We start from the raw sequence: 21,625 nt of genomic DNA on the forward strand, positions 1-21,625 counted from the left end.
GTAGCGCTACGAAGCCGCCACTTCGGCCGGTTTTATCGGTTTTCGCTGCAGATTGAGCAGGTTGCCCATCAGGATCAGCAGCGCGCCGCCAGCAGTGAAGACGTCGATCTGCTCGCTGTAGAGCAGCCAACCCACCAGTGCCGACAGCGGCACGCGCAGGAAATCCATCGGTGAAATGACGGTGGCGTCGGCATAGGTCAGCGCGCGGGCCATGCAGAAGTGGGACGACATGCCGGTGAAGGCGATCAACAGGATCCACGGCCAGAGATAAAGCGGCGGGTTACGCCATTCGTAGAGTGCGGGAGCAAGGCCGACCACCGACTGGATGATCAGCATCCAGAAGATGATGCGCACCACGCTGTCGGTTCGGGTCAGCGACTTGACCAGCACCAGCGATATGCCGAAGCAGACGGCCGCGCCGAGGACAACGACGTGCCCGAGATCAGCCGAACCAAAACCGGGGCGCACGATGATGACAACGCCGATCAGCCCGAGAACGATCGCGGCGAGCCGTGCACGGCTCAGCCTTTCGCCGAGAAACGTTACCGCCAGGATCGCCGTCCAGATCGGCGTGGTGAACTCGATGGAGATCAGCACCGCCAATGGAATCAGCGTCAGCGCATAAAGCCATGCCGCCTGGCCGGAATAATGAACGACGTTGCGAGCGATATGCGCGAGAGGGCGTTCGGTGCGCATCGCCGCGAAGCCGCCGCTCGCCATCACCAGCGGCAGCAGAATGAAGAAGCCGATCACCGAACGCAGTTCCAGCACCTGGAACACATTGAGTTCCGCCGTGGTGGCGCGACCGGCGATGGACATCCCCAGGAACGAGGTGACCGAAAGCGCCATCCAGAAGGCTGCCTTGGGGATTGAAGGTGTGGCTGACATCGGAGCTATGTCGCAAGCTGGGGCCGTCACCGCAACCATGAGACAGCGCATTCGACTGGGCCAGCGGGGATGACCAGAGGCTGCAAAACCGCCATACTGCAGGCGGAACCTGCCGTGGAGCGACGTATTGAGCCAGGGGATTTGTCGAGCGTCAACAGAAGCGTTGTGCTTCACGCGCCAACAAGGAGAGCTTCAATGAGGTTATTTGGGCGATTTGCTGTTGTTGGCTGTCTGTTGGTCGCGGCTGGCGCGGCGCATGCCGACGAGAGCAAATTTCTCCAGTCACTTCAGGGGAGTTTTGCCGGGAAGGGCACCGTCAAGGTCGACACGGATGCGCCGACTCTGAGCGTATCTTGCACCTTCAAGTCCAACGCAACGTCGACTTCCTTGTCGCTGAACGGTACATGCCGCGGACTTGTCCTGGTCACGCGCGACATCAGCGCGGATTTGAAGTCCAGCGGGGCGAAGTACACGGGTACCTATATCGGATCCCGCACCGGGCCTGCGCAACTCACCGGCAGCCGCTCGGGCAATGCGATCAATCTCATCATCCATTGGGCCAAAGTGATCAACGGTGAACGTAGCGCGAAGTTGACGGTTGAGAAGACAGGCGGCGGCATGCGGCTGACCGTTGTCGACCGTGACCCGAAAACCGGCAAGGGCGTGGTGACAAGCCGGATTGATCTTCTGCGCACCTGAACGTCTGTAAACGTCTGTTTTAATCCTCGATTGGCTCCGGCGGATGGGCGCTGCGGCCCTTGCCAAAGGTGTAGCCGGTTTCCACTGCCTTGCGGCCGAACTTGTCGCGCAGGGCATCGATCGCCCCTTCGGCCATGGCGCGCTTGCGCGCCTGGACATCGACGAGATCGGGCGGATCGGCCTTGTCGTCGTCCGAGAGATCGCTGACGCCGATGCCGAGCAGCCGATATTTTGTTCCATCCGTTTCCTTGCGAAGCAGCTCCACCCCGGTCTGGAAGATGCGGTCGGCGAGCCGGGTCGGATCGCCGAGCTGCCGGTTGCGCGTGCGAAGCTTGAAATCCTGGGTCTTCAGCTTCAGCACCACGGTGCGTCCGGCAATTCGTGATTTCTTCAATCGGGCCGAGACCTTTTCCGAAAGGCCCCTCAGCACCGCGACCAACTCTTCCAGCGAGGCGATGTCGGTGTCGAAGGTGGTCTCGGCCGATACGCTCTTGGCATCTTGGTCAGGATCGACACGGCGGACGTCCTCGCCGCGCGAAAGGCGGTAGAGCCGGTCGCCCATTGTGCCGTAACGGCGCATCAGGTCGCTGCGATCCATGCGCTGCAGCTGGCCGATGGTGCGAATGCCGTCGCGTTCGAGCGTCGCGTTGAAGGCCTTGCCGACACCCCAGATCATCGTCACCGGCTGCTCGGCCAGGAAGCCGACCGCCTCCGCCTCGCCAATCACCGAAAAGCCGCGCGGCTTGCGGAAATCCGACGCTATCTTGGCCAGGAACTTGCAGTAGGAAAGGCCGGCGGAAACCGTGATGCCGATCTCCTTTTCGACGGCGAGCGCGAACCGCGCCAGCACCACCGCCGGCGGCAGGCCGTGCAGCCGCTCGGTTCCGGCGAGATCCAGGAACGCCTCGTCGATGGAGAGCGGCTCGACCAGTGGCGTCAGCGCCTGCATCATGGCGCGCACCTCGCGGCCGACGCGCACGTATTTCTCCATGTTCGGCGGAATGACAACGGCTTCCGGGCAGGCTTCGAGGGCCTTGAACATCGGCATTGCCGAGCGGACGCCCTGGATGCGGGCGATGTAGCAGGCGGTGGAGACAACGCCGCGCTTGCCGCCGCCGATGATCAGGGGCCGGTCCTTCAGCGCCGGATTGTCGCGTTTTTCTATGGCTGCGTAGAAGGCGTCGCAGTCGATATGGGCAAGATGCAGCCGGTAAAGCTCGGGATGGCGGGTGAGGCGAGGGCTGCCGCACCGCTCGCACCGGCGAGTCTCGCCGCGCTGAAAAGTCAGGCAGTCGCGGCAAAAACCGTGATCGGGATTGTTGACAGGGGCCGCCATCACTGCGAACATAAAGAGAACAGAGGCAATGGTACGACAGTGCAGGGCCGGCGACAAGGCTGGCCTGGGGAGAACGTATGAGCACGACCGTCGCGCCGCTGGTACCCGAGCTTTGGGCGGATTTCGAGGACCTGTTCGGCAAGCAAGGCGCCTGCTACGGCTGCTGGTGCACGCATTTCCGGCTGGCGCCGGCAGTGCGTCGGGCGAGCGATCGCGAAAGCAATAAGGACCATATCAAGGCGCGCATTGAAGCCGGCCCGCCGCCGGGCCTGCTGGCATATGAGGACGGCCAGGCGGTTGGCTGGATGCAGATCGGTCCGCGCGCCGACGTGCCCGAATGGAACAATCGGGGCAGGGGCTCAGCGCCGGTCGACCCAGTCGATGCGGCGGATCCGGGCGTCTGGGCAATTTCGTGCTTTTTCATCCGCGCCAGGGCGCGGGGCAGGGGCGTGACCCACCGTCTGGTGGAAGGTGGCATCGCGTTCGCCCGACAGAGTGGCGCGCGACTGGTCGAGGCCTGCCCGATCGATCTGTCCAGGGATTCGCGCTCGATCGGACTTTTTGTCGGTTCGTCGCGGGTTTTCGAGAAAGCCGGCTTCGAGAGGCTTCTCGAACGCAAGGCGGGCCGGCCGCTGATGCGGTTGATTCTTTGAGGCAAACGCCCGATTGTCGCTGCCCGTCTTGCGGCTGTGATGGTATTTTCCTACCAGAACAGCGATATGTTTTCGCCATCTAAGGCCAAACGGAGAATTTGCGTGAACCGTGCCCTGCCATTTGCTTTCTTTGTTGCGCTGAGCGCGCCTGCTTTCGGACAGACAGTCGACAGCCAGGGTGCGACGCATCTTTCCGAGAATCTGTCCCGCTATGTCGGCAAGCAGGCGGTCGACAAGGGCGTGCTGAAGGTCTCCGTGGAAGGCGATGCCTACAAGATCGCTTTCGACCTCAAGACACTTGCCGCGATGTTTCCGGACCAGAAGCTGCTGAAATTCGACTTTGCCCCCTATGCCTTGCTGGTTAAACCGCGCAGCGATGGATCCTGGGATGTTTCGATGGATTTTTCGCAAAGCGCATCCTTCGAGTTCAACGGGCCCGAGGGGCTGCAAAGCACGCAGTTCTCGATCAAGGACGGCAAGGGTTCCGGGGTCTACGATCCCAATCTGGCGGCGTTCACCAGCGGCGCCAGTTCGATGGCCGGCATGACGATGACATCGAAGGATGCCAAGCAGCACATCGATGTCAGTGCCGGCGCTGCCACCGCGACCATTGCCGGGACCAAGTCCGCGAATGGCGGCGTCGATTTCACCACATCGCAAAAGGTGTCGAGCTTTGTCGAAGCGATCAATTTCGACGACGCGGAAAGCGGGCTGAAATTCCCGGTCACCATCAAGTCGCCGGAAGTGTCGTTGGAGGCGACTGGCAAGGGCGTGCAGACAAAGCCGTTGCTCGACCTGCTGGCATTTGCGGTGGCCAACGAAGACGAGGCCACGCTCAAGGCCAACCAGGCGCAGCTCAAGACGCTTCTGCGCGCCGCCTTGCCTTTGTGGGAGCGGGTCGACGGAAGCTACGGGTTCAAGGATTTGGCTGTGGCGAGCCCCGTCGGCAATTTCGGCGCGGCGCAGCTCAGCACCGCATTCGGAATGGACGGAATCGCGCAGAGCGGAACGGTCAATTATGCGATCAAGGCGTCAGGTTTGACCATCCCGACGCAGGTGCTGCCCGACTGGAGCGTCGCCCTGCTGCCGACCGATATCGACCTGAACTTTGGCGGCGCCAACATTGATCTCGACACTATGGCCAAGAAGGCAATCGATGCCTTCGATCTCAACCAGAATCCGCCGCTGTCGGCCGAATTTGGCGATACCTTGACCGCTGACTTCCTGGCCAAGACGCCTAAGGTCGTCATCGGGCACAGCACAGTGAAGAACGCCAACATGGACGTCGCGGTGGAGGGCGAGATGACGTTCCCCGACGAGAAGCCCGAGGCCAATCTCAAGGTTGATATTGGCGGCTATGACAAGATCGTTGAAACCCTGCAGGCGGCGGCAAAGTCCGATCCGGACGCCGCGCAATACGTCCCTGTCGCGCTCGTCGTCAAAGGTTTTGCCAAGACGCTCCCCGATGGCCGTCTCGAATGGGTCGTCAACACCAAGGCGGATGGCTCGGTGACGGTCAACGGCGTCATGGTGAAGCCTGCCGATCCAGTCGCCGATGACAGCGGCGCAACCGACGACAGCAGCGATGACGATGGTGGCGATTCAGGCGCCCAGATGGGACAGCCTTCTCAGGAGAGCAAGTAAACGCGACGAGATTTGACCAGAGGCGGGGCCGGTCGATGAATATCGATCGGCCCTGTTCGCATTTGAAAGGGAATGGCGAACCGCGCTGACTATTTGATTTGGCGGGTTTAAAGTCCGAGGGCTGCCGCGATCTTCGGCGCCGCCTCGGGCCAGTCCTGCACGACGACGATGTCGTCGGGTATCGGCGGCAGGAATTCGCGCAGCGAATTGTCGGCCATCAGGTGGAAAAGATGCGCGTCGGCGACCGAATGGCGCGCCGACACCAGATTCGGCGGCTGATCGTCGACGAATGCAATGGGGCGTCCCTTGTCACCGCGCAGCTTGGCCACTGCCGGTCCCTTGGCCATCTCGGTGGTCAGCAGCGGGTAATTCAGACCGAGGGCATCGAGATGGGCGCGGCGGACAGCGCGATGCTTGTGCGGCATGGCCGTCAGCATGACGATCTCGGCCCGGTCGCCGAGCGCTGAAAGCGCCTCGGCCGCGCCGTCGGTGATGCTTTGCCAGTCAGCCTGCGTGTGAAAGAAATCGTCCAGAAGCGCCGTCACTTCCGCCTGCTCGACCAATCTGCCGGTTGCCTGCTCGGCAATGTTGCCGGTCAACCGGAACGAAGCCAGTGTCAGACCAAAGCCGCGGGCCTTGAGGAAATTGGGGAAGGGGCGGATGAATTCGAGCACGACATCGTCGACGTCGAGTATCAGCAATGGCCGGTCGTCGGCCGCAAGTTCGGCTATCTGTCGCGCGGTTTCGGGGTCATCGCTCATATCGAATGCTCATGATTGTCGTCGCCAAGTGGAAGTGCCCGCAGCGCCTTGCCGACTGAGGCAGGCGGCGTGCCTGTTTCCTCGGCGAAGCGCAGGAGCGTCGGCTCGTGGGCGAGAATGAATTGCAGGACGCCGGCCAGGAATCCCGGTTCGCCGGCCGCCAGGCGGATGGAATGCGCCTCGATGCCGGTGATCGCCAGGAAGCGGGGCAACAGCTCCGGATCCGAGGCAACGAAGGCCAGAGCCTTCACGGCAATGGTTTCCGCTTCTTCGCGCATTGACGCTACGTTTGCCATCACTACCTTCAGGGTGTGCGGGATGAGTCTGTTTCCGCAGTAATGGCAAGCGTCGCTTGCGGCAAGCCACCAACCCCTTCCAAGCGGCGTTCGAGGTGGAATCCGGGCAGCTTTTCACGCAGCGGATTTCCGTTTCGTCAATCATATTGCCGTAAAGTGAAGCAGGGTTTGGTGCGCTTCGACAGGGACGCATGACGGTTGCCTTCAAGTCGAAGGACGGCCGGGACGGGAATTGGATGCCTAAGAAGGTCATGATCGTCGAGGACAATGAGCTCAATATGAAGCTCTTTCGGGACCTCATCGAAGCAAGCGGCTATGAGACTGTGCGCACGCGCAACGGCCTGGAAGCCCTGGATCTGGCGCGGCAGCATCGGCCTGATCTCATCTTGATGGACATCCAGCTGCCGGAAGTGTCGGGCCTGGAAGTGACCAAATGGCTGAAGGAGGATGATGACCTCCATTCCATCCCGGTCATTGCGGTGACTGCCTTCGCCATGAAGGGCGACGAGGAACGTATTCGTCAGGGCGGTTGTGAGGCATATATTTCCAAGCCGATCTCGGTGCCGCGTTTCATCGAAACCATCAAATCCTATCTGGGCGATGCATGATGTGCCCTTCCAGCCGAGCCGGAGCGTTGTGAAATGACCGCGCGGATCCTCGTCGTCGACGACATCCCTGCCAATGTGAGGTTGCTAGAGGTCCGGTTGCTTGCCGAGTATTTCGAGGTGCTGACGGCGACCAATGGGCCGGATGCGATCGAGACGTGCGAGAACGGCAAGGTCGACGTCGTGCTGCTCGACGTGATGATGCCGGATATGGACGGGTTCGAGGTTTGCCGGCGGCTTAAGAGCGATCCCGCGACCTCGCACATTCCTGTCGTCATGATCACGGCGCTGGACCAGGTTTCGGACCGGGTGCGCGGCCTCGAGGCTGGCGCCGACGATTTCCTGACCAAGCCGGTCAACGACCTGCAACTGATGACGCGCGTCAAAAGCCTGGTGCGGCTGAAGTCGCTGACCGACGAGTTGCGGTTGCGCGCCTCGACCACGCGTAACATCGGCATCGAGGAACTGCTCAGCCGCAGTTTCGCCTCCGAGGACACGACGCCGAAAGTGCTTCTGATCGACGAGCGCAAATCCTCCTTCGACCGTATCCAGAAAATGCTGCGCGGCAGCGCCGACGTCGACCTTGCCATGGATCCGCATGCCGGCTTCTTCCAGGCTGCGGAACTTCCCTATGAATGCGTGCTGATCTCGACGGCCTTCACCGATTTCGATCCGCTCAGGCTCTGCTCGCAATTGCGATCGCTCGACCGCACGCGCTTCCTGCCGATCATCCTGCTGGCGGAGCAAGGCGATGAGGCCCGCATCATCCGCGGCCTCGAACTCGGTATCAACGATTACCTGATGCGGCCGATCGACCAGCATGAACTGACGGCGCGCCTGCGCACGCAGGTGCGCCGCAAACGCTACAACGACCATTTGCGCGCCAGCGTCACCCAGACGATCGAGATGGCGGTCACCGACGGCCTGACCGGGCTGCACAATCGCCGCTATCTGGACAGCCACCTGCAGACGCTGTTCGAGCGCGCCGTGGCGCGGCGGCGGCCGCTGTCGGTGATGATCACCGATCTCGATCGCTTCAAGAGCATCAACGACACGCATGGCCATGATGGCGGTGACGAGGTGCTGCGTGAATTCGCGCGGCGGCTGCGCAAGAATGTGCGCGGCATCGATCTGGCCTGTCGTTTTGGTGGCGAGGAGTTCGTCGTGGTGATGCCGGATACGGATGGCACGGTGGCCGAGAAGGTCGCCGAGCGTATCCGCGCGGAGATCGCACAGCTTCCGTTCGCGGTCGGTCAAGACGGCAAGACCATCGAAGTCACCGTCAGTGTCGGCGTCTCATCCGTGCTGAAGGGCGTGGACACCGTCGCGGCGCTGATGAAGCGCGCCGACCTTGCGCTCTACGAAGCCAAGAGCGGCGGCCGCAACCGCGTCGTCGCCAAGGCGGCGTAGGGGCGATCGCCCGATTATCCAGCGAAGCCGACAGGGTTACGAATTTACCTTAATCCAAGCGATTCGCGAGCCGTGGTTAAGAAACTGTTGATTTTCATCAGTTCTTGGGCGAGTGTGGTGGCAGACAAAAGTTGGCCGGCGCGAGGGTAGATTGCCGGTCAATCCCAAGAATACCCCATGTCTCAGGTCCGCCGCATCTCCTGGGTCCGTGGGGTCGGCCGGCCGGCGCTGGCACATAGTGGCCTCCTCGTACCGCTGCCAAACGCCGACCGGCCCCCTTTTTCCAAAACACATCAGGACTCCCTGCTAGGCCTTTGAAGGTGCTGGTTGTTGACGGAACGGCCCTTGAAGCTGGCCGTCGCGTCGCGGCGCCTATCTGCATGTCTGCCGCCCAGCTCTCGGCTCGCGATTTCCGGTGAAAGCCGTTCTCGCTCCTGACATTTGGTTGACAGGAGCTTTCTTCTGTGCAGAAATTGGTTGGGCCATTGAACCACTTGGAGGATTTGTGGACCAGAACAGCCTGCCACCCATACAGACGACGGCGCGCGACGACGCCGTGCTGAAAGCGTTGGTGGGCTTTGTCAGTGCCGAGGCCTTGCAGCCCGGCGAAAAACTTCCGACCGAACGCATTCTCGCCGAGCGGCTGAAGGTCAGCCGCAATACGGTGCGCGAGGCGCTGACGCGCTGGGAGGGGCTGGGCCTTGTCGAACGGCGGCAAGGCAGCGGCACCTATCTCAAGGCGGCTGTATCGGCCGACATGCTGCATATGCCGCTGACGCTGGCGGGCGGCAATGATTTCACCAGCCTGATGCAGACGCTGGAAATCCGCCGTGCGCTGGAGGCAGAAGCGGCAGCACTTTGCGCTGAGCGCGCAAGCCTGGCGGATATCGCGGAGATCGCTCGCAAGCTGGACGCCATGGAGCAGGCTTTTCTCATGCGTGACGGCATGTCGTCGGATGAGGACTGGGAATTTCACCAGGCGATCTACCGGGTCTCGGGCAACCCGTTGTTCGAGCAGATCATCTCCGCCATGCACGAATTGTTCCACCGCTTCTGGGAGCACCCGCTCGGTGTGCGCGATTTTGGCCACGCCAGCTTTCCCTACCATCGCACCATCTACGAGCGCATCGCCGACGGTGACCCCGAGGGCGCACGCGCCGAGGCGCTGAAGCTGATCGCCACCGTAGAGAACGACCTCAAGCGTGGCGCCGCCAAACTCAAACTCCTGGACCTGAAATGAACGAGCACCCAACCGGTTTCGATCACGACTATCTCGCCGAGGCGGCAACGCTTCTGGCTCACGACGAGCCGTTTCCGGGTGGCGCGGTGGTGCCGCCGATCTACCAGACCTCGCTGTTCACCTTTGCCAACTATGCCGAGATGGCCGACACATTCGCCGGCAAACGACGCCAGCCGATCTATTCGCGCGGCGACAATCCGACGGTGATGGAGTTCGAGAGCCGCGTGGCGGCGCTTGAGGGTGCCGAAGCCGCGCGCGGCTTTTCCAGCGGCATGGCGGCCATCAGCGCCACCGTGCTCGCGTTCGTCGGGGCGGGTGAGCGGATAGTGGCGGTGCGCAATTGCTACGGCGATGCCTACCGGCTGTTCGAGCGGTTGCTGCCGCGGATGAACATCAAGGTCGACTATGTCGACGGCTCGGACCCGGATGCGGTCGCGGCGGCACTTCCCGGCGCAAAGCTGCTCTATCTCGAAAGCCCGACCTCGATGATGTTCGAGCTTCAGGACCTGCCTCATCTGACCCGGTTGGCGAAGGAACAGGGCATCATCACCACGATCGATAATTCCTGGGCGACGCCGGTTTTCCAGAAGCCGATCCTGCACGGCGTGGACCTGGTCCTTCACTCGGCGTCGAAATATCTCGGCGGCCATAGTGATACGGTCGCCGGCGTCGTGGCGGGTTCATCGGCTCATATCAAGCATATCAACGAGCAGACCTATTCCTTTCTTGGCGGCAAGCTTTCTCCCTTCGAGGCCTGGCTCCTGTTGCGCGGGCTGCGCACGCTGCCGCTGCGATTGCCACACCACATGAAGAGCGGCCTGACCATCGCCGAACGGCTGAAGGCGCATGGCAATGTGGAGCGGGTCAACCATCCCGTCTATTCGAACCATCCTGGCAAGGCCACGCTTGCCGGCTATGCGGGCCTGTTCTCGTTCGAGGTGACCGAAGATATCGACATCCCCGTCTTCGTCGATGCGCTGAAATATTTCCGCATCGGCGTCAGCTGGGGTGGGCATGAGAGCCTTGTCGTCCCTGCCAAGGCGTCGCTCGAGCAGACGCCGGGCGTGAATTCGATGGCGCGCTTCGGCGTCAGCCCCCGAACCATCCGCTTCAATGTCGGATTGGAAAATGTCGAGGATCTCTGGGCGGATGTGGCCCAGGCCTTCGAAAAAGCAAAAAAATAACTGGAGCAGCAAACTGAAATGGGAGTGTTCAAGATGAAACGACTGAGCGTGATGCTTGCAGCGGCCGCGGGCCTGGCGATCTCCGCCGGAACCGCGATGGCGGATACGACCCTCAAGATGGTCGAGGTGATCACCAGCCCGCCGCGCACGGAATTCCTGAAAAAACAGATCGCCGAGTTCGAGGCGGCCAATCCGGGCGTCAAGGTCGATCTGGTCTCGCTGCCCTGGGGGCAGGCTTTCGAGAAATTCCTCACCATGGTGCAGGCCGGCGATACGCCTGACGTGGTCGAGATGCCGGAGCGCTGGATGGGCCTTTACGCCAACAATGGCCAGCTCGAGGATCTCGGTCCCTACATGGCCAAATGGGCTGACGCCAAGACGCTGGGCGAGCGGGCCAAGGAGTTCGGTTCCACCGTCAACAACACGCAGTACATGATCCCCTATGGCTACTACGTGAACGCGCTGTTCTGGAACAAGAAACTGTTCAAGCAGGCTGGTCTCGACGGTCCGCCCGCGACGCTCGATGAATTCATCGCGGACGCCAAAAAGATTTCGGCACTGCCGGGCAAATATGGCTACTGCCTGCGCGGCGGCCCCGGCGGCTTCAACGGAATGCACATGTTCATGAACATCGCGGACGGGAAGGGCGGCTACTTCAACGCCGACGGCACGTCGACCATGAACGATCCGGGATCGGTCAAGGGCCTTCAGATGCTGGCCGACATGTACAAGGACGGCCTTGCGCCGAAGGATGCCGTCAGCTGGGGCTTCAACGAAACCGTCACCGGTTTCTATTCGGGCACCTGCGCCATGATCAACCAGGATCCGGATGCGTTGCTCGGCATTGCCGACAAGATGAGCGCTGATGATTTTGCCGTGGCGCCGATGCCGGTTGGGCCAACGGGCAAGTCGTTCCCGACGCTGGGCTATGGCGGCTGGGCAATGTTCGCCAATTCGCAGCACAAGGACGACGCCTGGAAGCTGATGGCGACCCTTTTGTCCCCTAAGGACAATCTTGATTGGGCCAAGGAAGTTGGTGTCATTCCGATCCACAATGGCGCCGATCAGGACGCGCACTTCAAGACCGAGCAGTTCAAGGGCTGGTTCGAGGAACTGAGCGACCCCAGCAAATACGAAATGGTGACGCCGCCGACCCACCTGGAAAATCTCGGCAACTTCGTCGACCAGGTCGCGATCAAGAACTTCCAGGAAGTTCTGCTTGGCCAGAAGACGGCCAAGGACGTTGCCGACGAATGGGCTGCTTTCCTGACCAAGGAGCAGCAGGACTGGATGGCCAAGAACAAGAAGTAGGGCGCCTCTTCCTTCTCCCCGTTTGCGGGGAGAAGGTGGCCCGAAGGGCCGGATGAGGGCGGCGTCAGCACCCCAAGGTTCGCGCTGCCCCCATCCGCCCGCAGGCATCCTGCCCCCTTCGCAGCCGCTCCGGGCGAAAAGCCAGGCAGTTGGCTTTTCGGGCGATGCGCGGACCACGCCTCACCCGTGACCCGGGAAGGGCGCTGTCGCCTACGCGGCATTCACCTCTCAACGTAGAGCTATCCATGACCTATGCCGTCCCCGAAATACGATCCGCCGGCGCCTCGCGCCGCAAGCGGCTGTCCTATGCGGCGGTCGAGCCATGGCTTTATCTCAGCCCGGCGATCGTGCTTCTGATCGTCGTTCTGGTGGTGCCGCTCATCATCGGCATCAGCTATTCGTTCCGCAAATTCTCTGCTTTCAAATCCGAATTTGTCGGCCTTGGCCAATACCACGCCATGCTGTCCGACGCGGTGCTGGGGCAGGCGCTTGTCAACACGCTGTGGTGGACGGTCGCCAGTCTTTTCTTCCAGTTTTTCCTGGGCCTCGGCCTGGCGCTGCTGCTCGACAAACCGTTCATCGGACGCAAGCTCGTTCAGGCGGTGGTCTTCCTGCCCTGGGCGGTGCCATCCTTCCTGTCGGGCCTGACCTGGGCATGGCTGTTCAATCCCATCATCGGGCCGCTGCCGCACTGGCTTTTCGTATTGGGGCTCAGGTCTGATCCGTCCACCAGTATCCTGTCCGATCCCGCCACCGCCATGTGGGGGCCGATCATCGCCAACATCTGGTTCGGCATCCCGTTCTTCGCCATCACGCTGCTCGCTGCACTGAAGTCGATCCCCGCGGAATTGCATGAGGCGGCGGCGATCGACGGCGCCTCGCCATGGCAGCGCTTCAGCAAGGTGACGCTGCCATTCCTGGCGCCGACCATCGTCATCACCGTCATGCTGCGCACAATCTGGATCGCCACCTTCGCCGACCTGATCTTCGTGATGACGGGAGGCGGTCCCGCCGGCTCGACCAACACTGTGCCGGTTTACGTCTACGTCAGCGCCTTCAAGTCGCTAGACAAGGGGTACGCTTCGGCGGTGGCGGTGCTGCTGCTCGCGCTGCTCATTGTCTATGCTATCGCGCTGATCGGTATCCGGCGCTCGCTTGTGAGGCATGTCTGATGATCGCTGGACGCTCCACCTCTTCGCGCATCGTCGGCGGCATCGGCCTCTATGGCGCCATTGCGGCCTATATGATCTTCGCGCTGTTCCCGATCTTCTGGACGCTGAAGATATCGGTCACGCCGGAACGGTTGCTCTATTCAGAGGGCATCACCTTGTGGCCCTCGCAGACGACGTTCCAGAATTTCTACACGGTTCTGGAAGCCTCTGATTTCCCTCGCTATTTCCTGAACAGCGTGATCGTTTCGGTGGCGACGGCGGCACTGGTGACCGTGATCGCCACGCTCGCCGGCTATGCCATGTCGCGCTTCACCTTCCGCGGCAAGGCGGCGCTCGCCATCATGCTGCTTCTGACCCAGACCTTCCCGCTGGTGATGGTCATTCCGCCGATCTACCGCGTCATGGGCGAGCTTGGCCTCACCAACAGCCTGATCGGGCTGATCATCATCTACACCGCCTTCAACACCGCCTTTGCCACCTTCCTGATGCAGTCTTTCTTCGACGGCATCCCGAAGGATCTTGAAGAGGCGGCGATGATCGACGGCTGCACGCGTGCCCAGGCAATGCGCAAGGTGATCGTGCCGCTGACGCTGCCCGGCATGGGCGCGACGCTTGGCTTCGTCTTCACCGCCGCGTGGAGCGAGCTGCTGTTCGCGCTGATGCTGATCTCCAGCGACGACAAGAAGACCTTCGCGGTTGGCCTGCTCACCTATATCGGCAAGTTCGCCGTCGATTGGGGACAGATGATGGCTGCGTCCATCCTGGCGCTGATCCCGGTCTGCATCTTCTTCGCCTTCCTGCAACGCTATCTCGTGACCGGCCTTACCGCCGGCGCGGTCAAAGGATAATCGATGGCTTCCGTTACACTGCAAAAAGTCGCGAAGAACTACGGTTCGGTACGGATCCTTCACGGTGTCGACCTCGAGATTGCAGACGGCGAGTTCGTCGTGCTGGTCGGCCCGTCCGGCTGCGGGAAATCGACCCTGCTGCGCATGATCGCCGGTCTTGAAGAGGTCTCGGACGGCGAAATCCGCATCGGCGAGCGGCTGGTCAACGACGTTGCGCCCAAGGATCGCGACATCGCCATGGTGTTCCAGTCCTACGCGCTCTACCCGCATATGGACGTTTCGTCGAACATGGGCTTCAGCCTGCTCTTGAAGAAGGCGGAGAAGGCGACGATCGACAAGCGCGTCGGCAGCGCGGCCAGCCGGCTGGGCCTCGATACCTTCCTGCAGCGCCTGCCGCGCCAGCTTTCCGGCGGCCAGCGCCAGCGCGTCGCCATGGGCCGCGCCATCGTGCGCGATCCGAAGGTCTTCCTGTTCGATGAGCCGCTGTCCAATCTCGATGCCAAGCTGCGCGTCCATATGCGGGCCGAGATCAAGGCATTGCACCAGCAATTGAAGACCACCTCGGTCTACGTCACACACGACCAGATCGAAGCGATGACCATGGCCGACCGCATCGTCGTCATGCATGACGGCTTCGTTCAGCAGGTCGGCGCGCCGCTGGAGCTTTACGATCGGCCGGTCAACATATTCGTCGCCGGCTTCATCGGCTCGCCCGGCATGAATTTCCTGCCGGCGACGGTGCGCAAGGACGGCAAGACGAGCGCGGTGCTGGCCGACGGCCAGGCGCTCTCACTGCCCGATGGATTGCCATTGAAGGACGGCGACGCACTGACCATCGGGCTGCGGCCGGAGCATATCCATCTGACCGAGGACGGGTCGCTCAAGGCGGAGGTCGAGGTGGTCGAACCGCTTGGCCTGTCGACGCAGTTCTACGTCAAGCTTGCCAACCAGCAGGTTTGCGTCTTCGCCATGGGGCGCAGCAATGTGAGGCCAGGCGACATGGTGCGGCTATCGGCTGATCCAGCGGCGCTTCACCTGTTCGACCCCAAGAGCGGCGATCGCATCGGGTAGGGCGGAACCGATCAGTTGCGGTGCGAGGGTTTCAAGGCGGTGCGCCAAGGATAGGTGAGATCGCGCCAAGGTGCACCTTCAAGATAGCGGGGCTCCGTCCATGCGCGAGTGGCCGGAAGAATGTCTATTTGACGCTTCCAGGGCAGAGCGCCTTGAACTGGTCCAAAGCCACGTTGTAGCCGTCCGCCGAACTTCCGCCGATCGCTTCGCCATTCGAGTTCAGGAGGCGATATTCAGGTTGCGACACCGAATCGTTGGGATCGTAGTTCGGGTTGGGACCGGAAAACGTAAACCCTTCGCTATTCAACGTGCTGAACTCTCCGGTTTTGCAGTTAGCCGAGATTGACGCGGCGAGGGGCACCTTCAATTCATCCGACACGCATCTGGGCGTGACCTTGCCGACGTAGTCGCGGCAGTACGTGACAGCGTTCGCCTTCGTGTGTTTGACATTTATGATGGCGTGGGACGTGCCTATATTCGACTTGCTCACCACCGTCACCTCCATGCCGGCGCGGGAGCCGTAGCCAAGGGTTTCGCCGTGGGCGACGGTAGCGGATGCGGCGCATAAATAAAGCGCGGCCAGTATTCTCATGTCGTTGCCCCCGTTTCCTCGACCGGCAACAAACGCAACAACCGCCCCCTCCACAAAAGCCGTGCCAAATTTGCCGGGGCTACAATGTGGCTAGCCGGGGGAAGGACTGTCGGGTAGCCGATATGGCGAGAATAGAAAAAACAATGAATTCAATAGCCTGAAAACGAAAAACGCCGCCCGATAGGCGGCGTTTTGGCATTCCGGGAAAACCAGATTACTTGATCTTGGTTTCCTTGAATTCGACGTGCTTCTTGGCGACCGGATCGTACTTGCGGAACGACAGCTTGTCGGTCTTGGTGCGGCTGTTCTTGCTGGTCACGTAGAAGAAACCGGTGTCAGCGGTCGACAGAAGCTTGATCTTGATGTTTGCGGCTTTGGCCATGATATCAGTCCATTAATGTTCGTGGAGTTTTGGCCGCTGGAGCACGGGCAAACACCCGGACGCGGGAAACTTGGCGCGACACATAAAGAACGTGCCTGGAAAGTCAAGCCCGATGGTCCTGGAACTGGTCGGCGGCGGGCGACATCGCGACGTTGATCGAGGTGTCGGCAGCCGGAAATACCTCCCGGTTTGCCTCTATCCTGGCCGGCGCGGCAGCCTTTTTCCAGTCGCCGGTGGTGTTCCACCAGCGATTCGGATTGGCGCGATCGTCCAGTCCCTTGGAGCGGCTGGCAAGGATAGGCTGGATGCGGATCGCCGGTTCCTGATAGCTATGCGCCTGGAAGATCGCTTCGACGACGCGGGCGGCCAGCGCCTGGTCGTCAGGCAATTCGAATGAAATCTCGACCGTGCCAGGGCGTCTGCGCAATTCGGTCTCCGGGCCGGCGGCAGCACCTTCAAGCGGCCTGTAGCGTTCGATACCATCAGCCGACTGGTAGGCATTGCGATCATACTTGCCCATGCGCAGCGGGGTGATCGCGACCACCGCTTCCATGATGCGGTCGACATCGGCGGCGGGCGCCTGAAAGGTCACAAGCAGGAGTAGTGTCATGCGCAACGAAGTGGTTTCAAAGCCGCTGTCGATCATTGGAGTGTCCTCAACTCAGGTGTTTTGAGGTCTCCTTATAGCCGGGAGCTCCTGACACGGTTCTGTCAGCAGCCTGTCGCCGTGTCATCGTGAATGCGAGGCCACGCAGCCCATGCTCAGAGGATCTTGCGGATAAGCCTGGCGCCGACGAGCACCATATAGGCCGCGAAAAACAGACCGAGAGACCAGCCGAAGCCGGACGGTCCGAACGCATCCATGCCGATGCCTATCGCCTGCGGACCGAGCACCATGCCGACGCCGTAGCACAGCACGAAGGCGGCGTTGGCGGAGGCCAGTTCGTGGCCGGAAAGCTGGGAACCCAGATGGGCGAGGCCGATCGTGTACATGGCTGCGACGACGCCGCCCCAGACGAACAGAAGTGCCGCCATCAGGTGCCAGTTCTGGGCGAAGAAGGGCATGAAGATCGTGCCTGCGAACCCCACAGTGGCGCAGGCAAGCAGCAGATAGCGGCGGTCGCTGACGCGGTCGCTGATCATGCCGATGGGAATCTGCAACAGCACGTTGCCGAGGCCGATCATGGTCAGGAGAAGTGCCGCGTCGGCTTCGGAATAGCCGATGCGGTTGCCATAGACCGGGAACAGCGCGAAGCCGCCGGTCTCGACGGCGCCGAACACGAGGACGGCGGCGGTCGCCGTTGGCACCAGCCATATGTAGCGCAGGAAATTGCTGGTTTCGCCGTCCGAGACGATTGTCGGGCTCTCGTTGCGCGCCGCCAGCACCGGTATGGCTGCCAATGTCACCAATACGATGATGACGCCGAAGGGCCTGAAGCCGGAACTGCCGAGATGGGCGAAGATCCATGGCCCCGCAGCAAAGCCGAGCGACAGAACGGTGGCGTAGATACCCAGCACCAGCCCGCGCCGGTGTGGCGGCGCCGAGGTGCTGATCCAGAACTCAGACAGGATGAACAGCACCGTCAGTGCGATATGCAGCACGATGCGCAGGGGAAACCACATCCAGAAATCCGGCGCGAAATGAAAGCCGACGAAGGCCAGCGCGCCGGCGGCGATCATGCCAATCATGGTCCAGGCGACGCCGAACCGCATGGCGAGTGGCGTGGCAAGCGGAGCGCCTGCGATCGAAGCAAGGCCGGCTACGGCGGTGTTGAGGCCGATCATCGACGCTGAATGGCCGCGTGTTTCCAGGATGACGCTGAGCAGCGGCATGCCAAGGCCGATGGCAATGCCGACGACGCTGATCGACGAGATCGCCGCCACCATCGGCAGCCAGTGTACGCGTTCGTCGCCCTGTGGTTGGGTATCGACCGTCATGTGATGTCTGAATACTCGATGTTTTACAGAATTTCGCGGGTGAAGCGGTTGCGGACAAGCCGATAGAAGGGCACGGGACCGCCCGGACGCAGCAGCGGATCATGAGCGAGGCGGTTTTCCAGCTCGTCCAGGATCATTCGGGTAATGTCGGGTATTTCAGCTTCCCTGGCCTTGGCAAGCGGCAGCCAGACCAGTTCCTCGAGTTCGTTGGTCGGGCCGCCGTCCGGCAGTTCGACCGCGACGTCGTCGCGCCAGGCGCTGAAGAAGCGGGTGTCGAAGCGGCGCACCCGGTTGGGCGGCGTGATGGCGCGCGCGACGAAGCGCAGCATGTCCAGGCAGGGTTGCACGCCGTGTTCGACAAAACCCTGCCAGTCGCTGCTATCGGTGGTGAAGGCGCCTTTCCGGCCGATCAGCAACCCGGCTTCCTCGTAGGTCTCGCGGATTGCGGACAACGCGATGGCGCGGGCGCGGGTCGCGCTTGTGCGGCCGGGACCAGCAAGCAACTTCATTTCTTCATCGCGGTGCAGAGCGCTGGCTGCGGGGATACGGCTGTCGGCCGGGTCGGTGCGGCCACCTGGAAACACGAATTTCCCAGGCATGAAGGCATGGTTGGCATGGCGGCGTCCCATCAGGACGAGGAATTCCTCGCCTTTGCGGTCCAGAAGGATAAGGGTCGCCGCGTCGCGCGGGCGAATTGGCTTGTCGCTATGAGCGATCATGCTCCGCTCGATCCTGTCGACTTCCGCCTTGGTCATACCGTCCATGCGCAGGACCTAGCGGAAACTTCGGGCAAGCGAAAGTGGCCTTTCACGGTCGGTCTGTTGCACCAGGCTGCGTTCTGGCCGCGACCTAAGCTCAGGAATGGGGCTCTATCACGTCGTGTTCGCCACCAAAGCCGTGCATATAGAAGGCCCATTGCAGCCCGATGACGGCACCTTTCACAGGCTGCAGCAGTGCAAGCGACAAAAGGATCGTCAGCGGCACCCAGATGACGATGTGCTGCCAGGTGGAGAGCGTCGAGGTCGCCTCGACCCCCATGAAGGCGCCGAGAATGATGTGGCCGACAATGACGATCACGAGATAGGCAGGAAGGTCGTCCGCGCGATGGTGATGTATCTCCTCGCCGCAGACACTGCAGGTTTCGACGGTCTTGGTGAAGGCGCGAAACAGCTTGCCTTCGCCACAATTCGGGCAGCGGCCAAGCATGCCGCGCTTCATGGCCGTCCACAGCGGACGGGCTGTCCGGCCCGAGTGATGCTCGCCACCGAAAACCTGTTGTTCCATCATCGTCTCCTGCCGCGCGAACCTGGACGCGATTGCGACGCGCGGGCGCGGCCCTTAGCCTTGTGAAACGACCGCTTGGAGCCTGGCAGGGGCTTCGGGTCGGTCAACATCTCGAAGCGCATCGCTCCGGCCATGGGCGCTACCTCGATCAGGCGAACCTCGACACGATCAGCCAGTTGGTAGCCCTTGCCGCTGCGTTCTCCGAAAAGCGAGCGAGCCGCTTCGTCGTATATATAGTAATCGCCGCCCAAGGTTGACACCGGGATGAAACCATCCGCGCCGAACTGCGGCAATTGGACAAAAAGTCCTGACTTGGTGACGCCTGAAATGCGTGCGTCGAAACGGTCGTCGATACGCTCGGCAAGATAGGCGGCGATCAGCCGGTCGACCGTGTCGCGCTCGGCGGCCATGGCTCGGCGTTCCGTGCCGGAAATCAGCACCGAGACATCTTCGAGCCGCGCCTCCTCATCCTGTGTCAGTCCGCCTGGGCCGAGACCCAGTGCGGCAATAAGTCCGCGATGCACTATGAGATCCGCATAACGGCGGATCGGCGAAGTGAAATGCGCATAGCGCTTCAGGTTAAGGCCGAAATGGCCGATATTCTTGGGCGAATATTCGGCCTGACTCTGCGAGCGCAGGACCACCTCGTTGACCAGTCCTTCATTGTCGTCGCCGCGAACACGCTCCAGAATGCCGTTGAACTGGGCAGGCCGCATCTGCGCGCCCCGCGCCAGCGACAATCCAAGCGTCTGCAGGAATTCGCGCAGCGATTCCTGCTTGGCCAGCGATGGCGCGTCATGAACGCGGAAGACCAGCGCCTGCTTTTTCGCCTCCAATGTCTCCGCGGCCGCGACATTGGCCTGGATCATGAATTCTTCGATCAGCTTGTGGGCGTCGAGCCGCTCCGGCACGACGACGCGGTCGACGGTTCCGTCCGGCTTCAGAATGATCTTGCGCTCCGGCAGGTCCAGTTCCAGCGGCTGGCGGCCGTCGCGGCCGCGCTTCAGGACAGCGTAGGCGTCCCAGAGCGGCTTCAGAACGCTGTCGAGGATCGGGCCAGTCTTGTCGTCCGGGGCTCCGTCGATCGCGGCCTGTGCCTGTTGGTAGGAGAGTTTTGCCGCCGACTTCATCATGACGCGGTGGAAGGAATGCCTGATCTTGCGGCCTTCAGCCGAAAAAACCATGCGGACCGCCAAGGCTGGCCGATCCTGGCCTTCACGCAGCGAACAGAGGTCGTTGGAGATACGCTCGGGTAGCATCGGCACGACGCGATCGGGAAAATAGACCGAATTGCCACGCTTCAGCGCTTCTCGGTCGAGCGCGCTGCCGTAGCGGACATAGGCGGCGACATCGGCAATAGCCACGGTGGCGACCACGCCGCCGGGGTTTTTCTCATCGTCGTCCGGCGTCGCAAACACCGCATCATCGTGGTCCTTGGCGTCGGCCGGGTCGATGGTGAGCAAGGGCAGGTCGCGCCAGTCCTCGCGATGGGCAAGCGTGGCCGGCTCGACGGCCTCGGACTCCGCGATGACGTCGGCTGGAAAGATGTGCGGGATATCGTGGGCGTGGATGGCGATCATCGAGACCGCCTTTTCGCTGGTCAGCGAGCCCAACACCGCCAGCACCTTGGCCCTGGGCAGCCCAAAGCGGGAGGCTCGCGCCGGCTCGACTTCGACCAGATCACCGTTCTTCGCGCCGTTCTGGAATTCCTTGTCGACGATCAGTTCCGGCTGGCGTCGCTCCACCGGCTCGATGCGGAAGGTGCCATCGTGCAGAATGCGAAACACACCCAGGACCGCATCGGTGCGCTTCTCGAAAATCTTCATCACCCGACCGGTGTAAGCGGGGCCGGTCGCGTCGTCGGTCGGGAAGGTCTTGGCCAGCACGCGGTCGCCGATGCCCGGCGCCGGGCCATTGCCGCTTCGCGAAACGCGGATGGAGATGACGGGCGGCTCGCCGCTGCCGACGGCTTCCGCCGGGTGGGCAAGCAAGACGCCATCGCCGTCGCGGCCAAAAATGTCGAGTACCGCTACATGGGGCAGGGCGCCGACGCGGGCAAGTTTCTTGCGCTCCTTGGTCAGCAGGCCCTCGTCCTGCAGGTCGCGCAGGATGTCCTTCAGCCAGATGCGGTCGTCGCCACGCAGCGCGAACGCCTTGGCGATATCGCGCTTTCCCGCGCGATCCGGATTTTCGGCGATGTAGCGCAGGATTTCGTCGCGCGAGGGCTTGTAATCGTCCTTGACCTTGGCCCTGTTGTCGGCGGTGCGCGGATCGCCGTGACCTCTACCGGTGATCCTTCGCGCCACGCTGA

At 61.9% G+C, this 21,625-nt stretch carries 21 protein-coding genes and 1 pseudogene; 11 read left to right on the forward strand and 11 right to left on the reverse strand.

Going from position 1 to position 21,625, the window contains the following annotated elements; all coding sequences use genetic code 11:
• Positions 1-6: 6 nt before the first annotated feature.
• On the reverse strand, positions 7-888 hold the full coding sequence (locus ABVQ20_RS05965) for a DMT family transporter (RefSeq protein WP_354458623.1): 882 nt from the start codon (positions 886-888) through the stop codon (positions 7-9).
• Positions 889-1,083: 195 nt separating this feature from the next.
• Here ABVQ20_RS05965 and ABVQ20_RS05970 point away from each other — a divergent pair, with 195 nt between their 5' ends.
• A complete protein-coding gene (locus ABVQ20_RS05970; RefSeq protein WP_354458624.1) occupies positions 1,084-1,587 on the forward strand; it encodes a hypothetical protein in 504 nt (167 codons plus the stop codon).
• A gap of 19 nt (positions 1,588-1,606) precedes the next feature.
• Here the strand turns inward: ABVQ20_RS05970 and ABVQ20_RS05975 are convergent, their stop codons facing one another.
• Positions 1,607-2,935: a DNA polymerase IV gene (locus ABVQ20_RS05975; RefSeq protein WP_354458625.1), complete on the reverse strand. Its 1,329-nt coding sequence runs from the start codon at positions 2,933-2,935 to the stop codon at positions 1,607-1,609.
• A gap of 65 nt (positions 2,936-3,000) precedes the next feature.
• On the opposite strand from ABVQ20_RS05975, the gene ABVQ20_RS05980 reads away from it, so the two are divergent.
• Positions 3,001-3,576: a GNAT family N-acetyltransferase gene (locus tag ABVQ20_RS05980; protein WP_354458626.1), complete on the forward strand. Its 576-nt coding sequence runs from the start codon at positions 3,001-3,003 to the stop codon at positions 3,574-3,576.
• Between the two features lie 102 nt (positions 3,577-3,678).
• Positions 3,679-5,220 carry a hypothetical protein gene (locus ABVQ20_RS05985; protein WP_354458627.1) on the forward strand — a complete coding sequence of 514 codons (1,542 nt, stop codon included), beginning with the start codon at positions 3,679-3,681 and terminating at the stop codon, positions 5,218-5,220.
• Positions 5,221-5,327: 107 nt separating this feature from the next.
• On the opposite strand, the gene ABVQ20_RS05990 is transcribed toward ABVQ20_RS05985, so the two are convergent.
• Complete coding sequence (locus ABVQ20_RS05990; protein ID WP_354458628.1) at positions 5,328-5,981, reverse strand: hypothetical protein; 654 nt, start codon at positions 5,979-5,981, stop codon at positions 5,328-5,330.
• Entirely contained in the window at positions 5,978-6,277 is a 300-nt protein-coding gene (locus ABVQ20_RS05995; protein WP_354458629.1) for a DUF3572 domain-containing protein, read from the reverse strand. The genes ABVQ20_RS05990 and ABVQ20_RS05995 overlap by 4 nt, the downstream gene beginning before the upstream one ends.
• A gap of 236 nt (positions 6,278-6,513) precedes the next feature.
• Here ABVQ20_RS05995 and ABVQ20_RS06000 point away from each other — a divergent pair, with 236 nt between their 5' ends.
• The 8 genes from ABVQ20_RS06000 to ABVQ20_RS06035 all read left to right on the forward strand — a co-directional run bounded on the left by ABVQ20_RS06000 (position 6,514) and on the right by ABVQ20_RS06035 (position 15,118).
• Complete coding sequence (locus tag ABVQ20_RS06000; protein ID WP_023667574.1) at positions 6,514-6,885, forward strand: response regulator; 372 nt, start codon at positions 6,514-6,516, stop codon at positions 6,883-6,885.
• Between the two features lie 33 nt (positions 6,886-6,918).
• Positions 6,919-8,292 (forward strand): PleD family two-component system response regulator, encoded by a 1,374-nt coding sequence (locus ABVQ20_RS06005; protein ID WP_354458630.1) that lies wholly within the window; start codon positions 6,919-6,921, stop codon positions 8,290-8,292.
• Between the two features lie 505 nt (positions 8,293-8,797).
• Entirely contained in the window at positions 8,798-9,532 is a 735-nt protein-coding gene (locus tag ABVQ20_RS06010) for a FadR/GntR family transcriptional regulator (protein ID WP_354458631.1), read from the forward strand.
• Positions 9,529-10,716: a PLP-dependent transferase gene (locus tag ABVQ20_RS06015; RefSeq protein WP_354458632.1), complete on the forward strand. Its 1,188-nt coding sequence runs from the start codon at positions 9,529-9,531 to the stop codon at positions 10,714-10,716. The genes ABVQ20_RS06010 and ABVQ20_RS06015 overlap by 4 nt, the downstream gene beginning before the upstream one ends.
• A 33-nt stretch (positions 10,717-10,749) precedes the next feature.
• Entirely contained in the window at positions 10,750-12,027 is a 1,278-nt protein-coding gene (locus ABVQ20_RS06020) for an ABC transporter substrate-binding protein (RefSeq protein WP_354458633.1), read from the forward strand.
• 245 nt (positions 12,028-12,272) lie between these two features.
• Positions 12,273-13,199 carry a carbohydrate ABC transporter permease gene (locus ABVQ20_RS06025; RefSeq protein ID WP_354458634.1) on the forward strand — a complete coding sequence of 309 codons (927 nt, stop codon included), beginning with the start codon at positions 12,273-12,275 and terminating at the stop codon, positions 13,197-13,199.
• Positions 13,199-14,047 (forward strand): carbohydrate ABC transporter permease, encoded by an 849-nt coding sequence (locus ABVQ20_RS06030; RefSeq protein WP_354458635.1) that lies wholly within the window; start codon positions 13,199-13,201, stop codon positions 14,045-14,047. The genes ABVQ20_RS06025 and ABVQ20_RS06030 overlap by 1 nt, the downstream gene beginning before the upstream one ends.
• A gap of 3 nt (positions 14,048-14,050) precedes the next feature.
• On the forward strand, positions 14,051-15,118 hold the full coding sequence (locus ABVQ20_RS06035) for an ABC transporter ATP-binding protein (RefSeq protein WP_354458636.1): 1,068 nt from the start codon (positions 14,051-14,053) through the stop codon (positions 15,116-15,118).
• Positions 15,119-15,242: 124 nt separating this feature from the next.
• On the opposite strand, the gene ABVQ20_RS06040 is transcribed toward ABVQ20_RS06035, so the two are convergent.
• From ABVQ20_RS06040 to rnr, 7 genes and pseudogenes are all read right to left on the reverse strand, one after another.
• Positions 15,243-15,710, reverse strand: a complete 468-nt coding sequence (locus ABVQ20_RS06040; RefSeq protein WP_354458637.1) for a hypothetical protein — start codon at positions 15,708-15,710, stop codon at positions 15,243-15,245.
• A 214-nt stretch (positions 15,711-15,924) separates the two neighbouring features.
• Complete coding sequence (gene rpmG, locus ABVQ20_RS06045; protein ID WP_006201775.1) at positions 15,925-16,092, reverse strand: 50S ribosomal protein L33; 168 nt, start codon at positions 16,090-16,092, stop codon at positions 15,925-15,927.
• Positions 16,093-16,294: 202 nt separating this feature from the next.
• A pseudogene (locus tag ABVQ20_RS06050) lies at positions 16,295-16,738 on the reverse strand (YqfO family protein); the annotation flags it as partial.
• A gap of 116 nt (positions 16,739-16,854) precedes the next feature.
• Positions 16,855-18,030 (reverse strand): MFS transporter, encoded by a 1,176-nt coding sequence (locus ABVQ20_RS06055; protein WP_354458638.1) that lies wholly within the window; start codon positions 18,028-18,030, stop codon positions 16,855-16,857.
• A gap of 23 nt (positions 18,031-18,053) precedes the next feature.
• Positions 18,054-18,794 (reverse strand): NUDIX hydrolase, encoded by a 741-nt coding sequence (locus tag ABVQ20_RS06060; protein WP_354458639.1) that lies wholly within the window; start codon positions 18,792-18,794, stop codon positions 18,054-18,056.
• A gap of 91 nt (positions 18,795-18,885) precedes the next feature.
• Complete coding sequence (locus ABVQ20_RS06065) at positions 18,886-19,314, reverse strand: DUF983 domain-containing protein (protein WP_354458640.1); 429 nt, start codon at positions 19,312-19,314, stop codon at positions 18,886-18,888.
• Positions 19,314-21,620, reverse strand: a complete 2,307-nt coding sequence (gene rnr / locus ABVQ20_RS06070) for a ribonuclease R (protein WP_354458641.1) — start codon at positions 21,618-21,620, stop codon at positions 19,314-19,316. Before rnr ends, ABVQ20_RS06065 begins: the two co-directional genes overlap by 1 nt.
• Positions 21,621-21,625: the final 5 nt, after the last annotated feature.

It is taken from the genome of Mesorhizobium shangrilense, from assembly GCF_040537815.1.
In the GTDB taxonomy this organism is placed as follows: domain Bacteria; phylum Pseudomonadota; class Alphaproteobacteria; order Rhizobiales; family Rhizobiaceae; genus Mesorhizobium; species Mesorhizobium shangrilense.